We start from the raw sequence: 9,117 nt of genomic DNA on the forward strand, positions 1-9,117 counted from the left end.
CCCCCGGCACCAGGGTGGGAACCGAAGCAGCGTCATTTCCGTCGCGTTTCCGACGCGTTCCCGCTGGAAGCGGACCGTCGGCCGGGGTACCGGCCCCGGCCGACGCCCGATCATGACGTTTTTTCCTGGCATACGGCCCCCGTGCGGGGGGAGTCTGGAACCGACGCACGCTCGGGAGGAACTGCATGGGCGAGGGTAGACAGACGGACATGGACGATCTTGGCGCGGCAGGCGCCTATGACGCCCGCCGGATCTGGGAGGTGGGGGAGCCGGTTCACGCGGTGATCTACTTCCATCCCGCGGTACCCCGCTTCGGAGCGGAGGCTGGCTCCCACGGCTTCTGGATGGGGTACATCGGCATGCGGGCCGCACCGCTCGGTGCGGCGTCCGCAGCGACAATCACCTCGGCCTTCTACAACTTCGCACCGCGCCGCATTGCCCGCTCCGTTCCGGACGTCTGGGCCTACTCCTCGCCGTCCCGGCTGCTCGACGCCCGCCTCGCGGCGATCGATGTCGTGCTGCGCGAACTGTGGGGGCTGGACACGACGGGCGTGGCGGTGCGCCGCGCCGCGGCGCTCGCCGGTCGGGCGGCGGCGGCCGCGGTCACCGCCGGGCGGCCGCTGGCCGCCGCCAACGCGGCACTGCCCCTTCCCACCGAGCCGCACCTGGCGCTCTGGCAGGCGCTGACGACGCTGCGGGAGCACCGGGGCGACGGGCACATCGCCGCCTTGGTGCACGCCGAGGTCAGCCCCTGCGAGGCGCTGGTCCTCGCCGCGGCCACCGGGCGCAGTCCTGGTGAGCAGTTGCGGATCTCGCGCGGTTGGAACGAGCGGGAGTGGGCGGACGCGGCCCGTGATCTTTCCGCGCGCGGCTGGCTCACCGACGACGGCACGCTGACCGAGCGTGGCGCCCAGGCCCGGGACGCGATCGAGGACGCCACCGATCAGCTGGCTGCAGCCCCCTACCTGGCACTGACCGTGGCGGAGCGCGGTGACCTGTACGCGACGCTGTACGGGCTCGCCGAGCGGGTGGCGTTGGGCGGCGGGTTCACCTGGCCCAACCCCATCGGGCTGGACTGGCCGCCGTCCTCGGAGCGGTCGATGGTGGACCTGCGTCAGCCGGTGGAGCTGGGTTCGACCGAGGGATAGCCATAGCCTCCGGTGAACGGCTCCCCGCCGAAGTCGTCACCGTCGAACCCCGCGTCGTCGGCGACGCCCTCAGCGATGCCGCGACGCAGCGGCCCCGGACCGAGATCCGGCGGATCCAGCTCCGCCGGGTCGAGGTCGTCCGGGGTCAGGTTGGTGTCGTCGACCTCGCCGTGCATCTTCGACCCGTTCAGCACCACCGGGATCTCCAGATCACCGACCACGTGCTCGACGTAGAAGGCACGGGCGCCGATGAGCCACAACGCGAAGCCCGGATCGAGCCGCGGCAGCAGATCGGCGGCTACGTCGGTGAGCCCGAGCGCCTCCTGGGTGTCGGCGATCTGGTCGGATGCCTGCTTGTACAGGATGCGGATCGCCGTCTCCGCGAGCAGCCCCTTGGCGATCTCCACCGAGTCCGGGGAGGCGGACAGCAGGTCGGAGATGCGATGGGCGACGATCGCGTTGGCGCATCCCCACTGGCGGGCGAGCTTCTGCTGCGCGGAGAGCCGGCGGACGAGTCCCGCGAAGCGCATCAGCCGCCAGCACTCGTCGTAGACGACATAGCGCTGCACGCCGTCCTGGCGCATCAGGGCCGCTTCCATCCACGCCTGCGCGCACGTCATGATCAGTGCGATCATCTCGTCGCTGCCCTGGACCCGTTCCAGGTTGAGCACGGCGATCGGCCGGTCGAAGTCCAGCGGAGAGGTCGTCGGCCCGTCGAACAGGCCGCCGAGCGCGCCGTGGGTGAGCCGGCGCAGCGTCAGGGTGGCGTCCCGGGAGGCATCGCGCAGCTCGGTGGCCGTCATCGGGAGGTCGACGCAGTCCTCCTCGGTGGGATCGGTCATCGCCTCCAGGACGTGCGGAAGCAGCGGGGTCGCCCAGCGTTCCGGCGAGGTGCCGCTGATCTGCCGGGTGACGACGTCGAGAGCGAGGTCCACGGCGGTGTGCTCGGCCGGGGTCAACGGCACGCCCTTCGCCGTTTCGATCAGCGACGACAGCAGCGACGACCTGGCCCGCTTGACCTCCCGCGCCCAGTCCGCGTCGGCGATGTTCATCGGGCGCGGCGGCGCGTCCAGCGGGTTGAGCCGGGTCGCCATGCCCGGACCGATGTAGGTGGGCTCGCAGCCGAGCCGGCGGGCCAGCCGGGTGTACTCCCCCTTGGGATCACAGGGCACCGCCGCCTGGTAGCCGAACGCCGCGCCGCGGGAGATCAGCGTCTTGAGCAGCGCCGACTTGCGGGAGCCGACCGCACCGAACACCGCGAAGTTCGGGTTCTCGATGACCTGCTGGCGGTACAGCTCGAAGACGTCGAAGTCGAACGAGTTCCCCGACCACACGTGCCGGCCGATGTACATCCCGGGCGCGGCCAGCCCGGAGTCGACCACGAACGGGTAGATGCCGGCGATCTGCGCTGTCGTCTCCATGTGCGCCGGCAGCCGCATCTTGTGATAGGCGCGCCCGGCGAAGGGGCCGAGCAGCTTTGAGGGCTGCGCCCCGCGGCGCAACGCCGCCTGGGCGCGGCGCATCGCGGTCTTCTCCGCCGCGGCGGCGGCCCGTTCCGTCCGGCGGCTGCGCCGCGGCGACGGGGCGGCCGGCGGCGTCGACCGGCGCCGCCGCGGACCGCCGCCGAGGTCGACGAAGCCCTCGGCGTCTCGTCCCGGGTCGTGCCCGGCCGCCTCGTACGCCGCCGCCTGGTAACCGTCCGGGTCGTAACCGGCCTCGTCGAAGCTGGGGGGGTCGAGATTGTCGAAGCCGGCGTCCTCGAAGCCCGCCTCGTCGTCGTACCCGTCCGTCTCGTCGGCGTCGCCGTACTCGTTCGCCTCGTGGCCGGCGTAGGGGACTGCACCGTCGCGGCCGGCCGCCGCGGAGGCGAGGTCACCGATCGCGTACGCGCCCGGGATCGGCACGAAGCCGTCCTGGTCGCCGCCCCGATCCGCCGCATCCGGGCGCACGCCGTTGCGATGGAACGCGCCGTTGCCGTTGTCGGCGTGGTTGCCGTGCTCCGGACTCATCGGACCTGCGGCGTGGAGACCCCGCCGTTTACGGCGGAAAGGAAACGCCGCCCCTTTTCGGCCACGGATCGACCTGCCTTTCAGAGGATAGGATCATGTCCTGTTTCCGGCTCTACCCGATCGCCGAACTGGTGGTCACCAACCTGGTGCGCGTGTAGCAGTGGGAATCCTCCGCATTCACCTGAGGGAGGAGGTCAAGCCACTCCTACCGCCAGCGGTAGGGCCCCTACGCTGAAGCCCTGGTCTTGTTCTCCGACGAGGCGCACCATCTCCAGCCGGCTGCGGGAGGCCAGCGTCTCGGCCTCACCGCAGGCGTCGGCGAGCCCGTCGAGATCGTCGGCGGAGACCGTGACGAACCCGTGGAAGCGGAACGCCCCGAAGCCGGCGATCAGCTCCTGCTCGCGCCGTTCCACCTCGTCGGCCTCGGCCACATCCCGCTGCGTCGTGACCTTGCCGACCTTGTCTCGCATCTGCTGTTCGCCGAGGTGCGCCATCCGCCGCCGGTTCACCGCCCTCTCCGCCTTGCGGCCGGGCAGCGGCTCCACGACAAGCGACACCGTGCGCCGGCAGGTCGTCTCCATCAGCAGCGGAGCGAGGAAGGCGGCTGGCGAGGGCACCCGGGGCCAGCCGTTGATCCAGTAGGTGGTGTGGAAGCCCGAGTCCGTGCGGTAATGATCCCAGGCGGTGACGGTCCGCACGGGACCGGCCACTGCGGGATCGATTCCGGATGCCAGGCCCTTCAACCCGCCGGCGAGGTCGGTGCTCGCGCCGCCGCGGGCGTCGATCATCTCGATCGAGTACGGATCGTAGGTCGTGCGGATGACCGCGGCCAGCGCCCGTGGTGGCAGCCAGCCGACCGTGTTGATCGACGCCCGGGCGAGCGCCGCCTCCATGGTGCGCAGCTCGCCGAGCAGGACCGCGCAGGCCGCCTGGTCGCCACCGCCGGCCCGCTGGATCGCCCGGCGGGCGTCCTTGGCCCGCAGTTGGAACGACAGGTAGGTCTCGTGCCGCTGGGCGACGGGACCGGCCGCGTCGATCACCTGTTGGTAGGCGTCCGCGGCCCAGGAGTCGTCGTGGTGGCCGCGGACCCGCCAGTGGCGCTGGAGCTGGTCCCCGGAGTCGGGCAGGGTGCGCTCCAGCCACTGGATGCGGGACAGTTTGCCGCCGCCGGCCGTCAGCCCGGCCAGCAGCTCGCCCCAGGCATCCACCCTGGCCTGCTGGTCGCCGGACTCCAGCAGGGCGAACTGGCTGCCCTGCACCTGCAGGACGGCGGTGTAGGTCTGTTTCTTGGCGTCCTTGACCACCGCTACGTACCGGCCGCCGCCGACCGGTACGGACAGCATCACCAGAGAGGACAGCGGCCCAGGAAGGACCGTGCGGCTGAGCTGGTCCTCTCCGGCGCCTAGCCGGAAGAACGCGCCACGAAACACCGACTCGCCCGTCACCTTCTGCATCGTGAAGCCGAAAAGGATCGGCACCCACTGGTCGAGGTTACGATCCTCCACCCGGACGAAGGCGACGAACAGCAGGGCCACCGCAAACAGCACCCAGAGCGGAATGGCTACCAACGGTGACCGGAGAGCACCGAGAACGCAGAGCATCACGCCGATCATCAGAGCGAGCTGCGGCCAGCGCATGCCGAGCATGACGCCGCCGCGTTCGAGCGGCCCGAACCGATAGCTGCGTTCCGCGACCATCTAGTACCTCACTCGCCGGTTGACCATCTACGCGGTACTGCCTGTTTGCACGCCGTGCTCACTGACCGCCGGTGCGGGACGGTGGCAGTTTCGGCGCGACCACCGTGGCCGGCCGGGCCGCCGGGGCGACCGGCGGCCGGGCCTGGCCGGGCCGGGGGGATGCGCCGTTCCTGGCCGGTGCGACGCGGGTGGCGGCCCGGGTCGCACCGCTCGGCCGGGCGCTGGCGCCGACCGAGACGGCCGTCCGGGTGGGGCCGCCGGACCGGGCCGGCTGCCGCACGGCGCCGCCTGTGCCGGAGCCGCCGGTTCGGGGCCGGCCGCTGCCCCGCACCGACGCGGTTGCGGCACCGGCCCGGGAGGATCCGCCCACGGGCGCGCCGATTCCGCCGCGACCGGTCCGTAGCGCGGCTGGCCGCGCGAGTCCCGGCTGGACGCCAATGCCGCCGCTGTCACCGAGCATCCCGCGATTACGCGTCTGGAGCCGGGCACCGATTCCGCGGAAGGTATCGCGGGACGTCGATCCAAGCAGTGCGCCCGCGCCCTGGCCGAAGGACGCCGCGCTACGCCGGCCCGCCGATCCGACTGCCCGCATCAGATGGACGTCGGCGAATCCCATGAGGTGCATGAGGACGAACGGGGCGAACACCGCGGCAATCATGACCACGGTTCCACCGAGGATCGTCAGGGTCTGATCGACCGTGGAACCGGTGGAGTCGCTGGCCATCCCGGCACCGAGCGAAAAAATCGCATAGATGACTGGCTTCGCGAAGATCAGAGCCAGGAGGATCTCGGTGGCGCGCTTGATCCATGCGCTCGTCGACATCGTCGGCTGTCCGGCGAGGTAGAGCGGGATGAAGACCGCCATCACGATGATTGCGACCTTGCGAATGTAGAGCACCACGAACAGCGCAAACGAGAACATGGCGACCAGCAGCGACAGCACGAGATCGAGGGCGAAGTTGCCCTGTTCCGGTAGCGCTCGCACCTGAGCCACGAGGTCGGCCCCCAACGGTTTCCCATCACCGAAGGCGTCGGCGATGCCGTCCGAAGCGGTCAGAATCATCTGAAGCAGGGCGAGCGCGATGAACGAGCCCAGGATCGAGGTGCCGGTCGCAGTGAGTGCCCGAACGAATACGTGCGGGTCGCCCCGCACCGCCCCCATGATGCAGGCACAGAGAAAGAGCCCGGTGACGACCAGCACCGCGATCCCGAACGCGATGTTGTAGTTCTTGACAACATAGTCGGCATTTAGATCGATGGTCGTCTTCTGTGCCGCGAAACTGAACACGGAACTCGACAGGTCTGCGGCCATCCCGCAGAACGCCGTCCCCATCGAGTTGAAGTAGGCATCCACACTCCCCGAAATCGCACTCTTGATTCCATTGAGTGGATTTAGAGGAAGGGCTAGTACTTGGCTATCAACGGTCACTGTCCGGCTCCGACCAGTAGAAAATCACGGAAACCTTCGGCTGCCCGCTCGGTGATTCCGGGCGTCCACGGCCCGTCGCCCGCATCTTTAAGCTTCCAATCCCCCGAGTTCCACACAACCTGACAGTTGTCCGTTCCCCAGCCTTCTCTCGGGGCAAGTTTTGGATCTTTACTATCGTAGATTCCGATGCCTACAATTCCCCAAAGGGTAATGTTGGCCTCGTCTTCTTGATATGAACGAACAGAATATCCTGTAACTCGGCCGATCCAATTCATTGTCGGCGACTGGAGGGAGTTTAGTTTGAAATAAATTGCGTTTTGCTTATCGATTTCCATGATTGAGTTCGCAAGTCTTTCTGCGTCCTCGGGAAGTGCCATCGATCTGAAAACGTCTTTGATTCGTGATGGCACGCGATTTTCTCGTATGCCGTAAGCTTTGTCGTAGTTGGCGCACGCGCTCACAGCGCCGGCCGCGGTATGCGGGTATCCAACTGGGATGCCGAACTCGTTGATACGGGTGGGAAGGCCGGGGACCTGACTGCCGCTTGCCGCATCTGGCGACCCTCCCCCGGCGGAGTCTGGTTTTGGGACCAGAGTGGGTGTGGGTGACACAGCCGGCGGGCTAGGGGGTGGAGCTGTACTGGGAGTGGGTGCGGGCGCGACTGAGGTGGTGTCTGGACCCGCGCCCCTGTCCGGGATGACATAGCGTCCGATGACCAATCCGCCGATCACACTCACCGTGCCGGTGGCGACGATGATGATGATCAGGCGTCTGGCCACACTCTCCATCAGGCGCGGCAACACCCACTCCCCTCACAAGACGGCACGGTCATCATCGCAATGTCCGCCCGCTGATACCCGGGGAACCGGTCAGAAGAGCGTTGACGATGGGTCATGGACCACGCCGGGGTCAACGGCGACGGTGAGTTCGACGGCGGGTGGGCGTTGCCCGCCCGGGTTGGGCGCGGGTGCGGTGGCCGTCGCGCCCGTGGCCAGGAAGAAGTTGATGAAGGCCGCGGCGGCGCCGACGAGGAATGCCAGACCGAAGCCGGCGATGACGCCGCTCTTTCCGACCGTCGAAGCCCGCTCGAGTCCCATCCGCTCACCGAGTGCCCAGGCGATCCCGCCGAGTAGTACGGCGGCGACGGCAGCGATCACCGCATAGGCGGCCAGGCCGTTGACCAGGTCTTTCAGCGCGTTGATGCCGGGCGCTTTGGTGTCGTCCGGGTTCACCTTCACGTCGGCCAAGATGACGGTCGCCTTGGCGGAGGTGGCGTCCAGGATCATCGCGGTTCCTTTCTCACGGGCGGGGTCCGCCCGGATGATCCGGTCCGGCGATCCTTGAGGGTGCCGTTGGTGACCGTAGGTCGCCGAATGATACGCCTGGCGGCGTGGGGTGATCCGCGGTAGTGCTCGATGCGCCGTCGGTCGCGCCGGTCTGGGTACGTGTGGTGACTGGTCCGACGATGTCGCGTGAGGTGCCCGTCGGCTGCTCGCCGACTGATGGAGGGGCCGCGACCTCGGCCTTTGCCAGCGCGAACAGGCTTTCCACGGTGACTGCGGCCAGCCGCAGGTAAGCACGGCGAGTACGCCGGCGTAGCCGTGGGATACGGACCGGCGTATGCCGGCTCGGGTCCAGCCGGGCGTCGTAGGGGATGCGGACGAGGGAGTCCACCTGCCGAGCGAGCCGTGCCGCGGCCGCTCGGGTGCGGGGCGACGGCCGACCGCGCCGTGGCGCGACGATCGCCGCGACGATCGGCAGCCCCCCGTCGCGGGCTGGCCGCCGGCCCGGCGCCTCGCGGAACGCCTGCAACCGCATGAGGGTCGCTTCCAGATCGGCCGCGGTGGCAAGGGTGATCAGGACGACGAGATCCGCCGCTTCGACGGCGGTCTCTGTCAGCGGAGCTCCGGTCGGCGCGTCGACCAGAACCAGCGGATAGGAGTGTGCGAGCAGGCCCAAAGCCGACCGCAGCCCGGTCGGCGTGACCGACTGCTGTGCACCGGACGGGAGGGCGGGCGCGTCCAGGTCCGGAGGGCCGTCGCCGGCGGGCTGCTGGCGGCCCGCGGTCTGACCGGCGTCCGGGCGGACGGGCAGCACATCGAGGTCTCGGGCGCCCCCGGAACGCCGGCCACTGATCATCAAGCGCAGTTCGGCGGCGGACCTCTCGCCGGCCTGGTGCCGGACGACGTCCGCGACGGTGGTCGTCCCGGCGGAGCCGACCCGGTTGGTCAGCGAGTCGCCGCGGGGCTCGTCCTCGTCGCCGCTTGAGGTCGGCGTCTTGCCTTCGGTCGGGAACTCCCCGGGCCACAGGTCGACGGCGAGCACCGGATGGGCACGTACCCCAGTGAGGGTCAGGCCGATCACGCCGGCGAGCGTCGTCGTCCCCGAGTACGGGAAAAGCGAGGTCACGGTGACCCGCCAGGAGCCCGGCAACGGGATGCGGGCCCGGTCGCGAACCGAGAGCCGGACCGGGATCTCCTCCCATGGCTGCAGGTCGCCCGCTGCGCGCCGGGCTTCTTGCCATGGCCTGAGCGGACCGTCCGAGGCCGACGTGCGGGCCGTGTCGGGCCGATCTGGCGCCGATGCCGGTAGGGCCTTGCGGGGGGGCTGCGGCGGACGAGGGGTCCGCGGCGATGGTGCCGGCTCCACGCCGGGCGCGGCCGGAAGCGCCGGGGCCTTGACGCGCCCGGCGGACGGGCCCGGCTTGTCACCCGGGGCGCCCGTCGGAGCAGTGGGAACGGCAGGCCCACCCGTCGAAACGCGCGCCCGAGGCGGAACGGGCGCCGGCGTCGGCACCGGTGTCGGGCGAGGCGCTGCCGGGGCGGGGCTCGGGG

7 protein-coding genes are annotated in these 9,117 nt (G+C 69.7%); 1 reads left to right on the forward strand and 6 read right to left on the reverse strand.

All coding sequences use genetic code 11. The annotated features are described in order from the left end of the window. The first annotated feature begins 185 nt into the window (after positions 1–185). Positions 186–1,148, forward strand: a complete 963-nt coding sequence (locus NBZ83_RS26260; protein ID WP_261570831.1) for an SCO6745 family protein — start codon at positions 186–188, stop codon at positions 1,146–1,148. Here NBZ83_RS26260 and NBZ83_RS26265 read toward each other — a convergent pair. The 6 genes from NBZ83_RS26265 to NBZ83_RS26290 all read right to left on the reverse strand — a co-directional run bounded on the left by NBZ83_RS26265 (position 1,115) and on the right by NBZ83_RS26290 (position 8,692). Continuing rightward, positions 1,115–3,157, reverse strand: a complete 2,043-nt coding sequence (locus tag NBZ83_RS26265; protein ID WP_261570830.1) for a putative type IV secretion/conjugal transfer ATPase — start codon at positions 3,155–3,157, stop codon at positions 1,115–1,117. The genes NBZ83_RS26260 and NBZ83_RS26265 overlap by 34 nt on opposite strands. Positions 3,158–3,351: 194 nt before the next feature. After that, positions 3,352–4,854 (reverse strand): SCO6880 family protein, encoded by a 1,503-nt coding sequence (locus NBZ83_RS26270; protein WP_261570829.1) that lies wholly within the window; start codon positions 4,852–4,854, stop codon positions 3,352–3,354. 58 nt (positions 4,855–4,912) lie between these two features. After that, positions 4,913–6,283, reverse strand: a complete 1,371-nt coding sequence (locus NBZ83_RS26275) for a TrbL/VirB6 family protein (RefSeq protein ID WP_261575995.1) — start codon at positions 6,281–6,283, stop codon at positions 4,913–4,915. Next, complete coding sequence (locus NBZ83_RS34670; protein ID WP_498041081.1) at positions 6,280–7,071, reverse strand: DUF8175 domain-containg protein; 792 nt, start codon at positions 7,069–7,071, stop codon at positions 6,280–6,282. The genes NBZ83_RS26275 and NBZ83_RS34670 overlap by 4 nt, the downstream gene beginning before the upstream one ends. An 81-nt stretch (positions 7,072–7,152) precedes the next feature. Beyond that, positions 7,153–7,569: a DUF6112 family protein gene (locus NBZ83_RS26285; RefSeq protein ID WP_261570826.1), complete on the reverse strand. Its 417-nt coding sequence runs from the start codon at positions 7,567–7,569 to the stop codon at positions 7,153–7,155. Between the two features lie 13 nt (positions 7,570–7,582). Further along, positions 7,583–8,692: a hypothetical protein gene (locus NBZ83_RS26290; RefSeq protein WP_261570825.1), complete on the reverse strand. Its 1,110-nt coding sequence runs from the start codon at positions 8,690–8,692 to the stop codon at positions 7,583–7,585. Positions 8,693–9,117 lie beyond the last annotated feature (425 nt).

This window comes from Frankia gtarii, from assembly GCF_025403375.1.
Lineage (GTDB): Bacteria > Actinomycetota > Actinomycetes > Frankiales > Frankiaceae > Frankia > Frankia gtarii.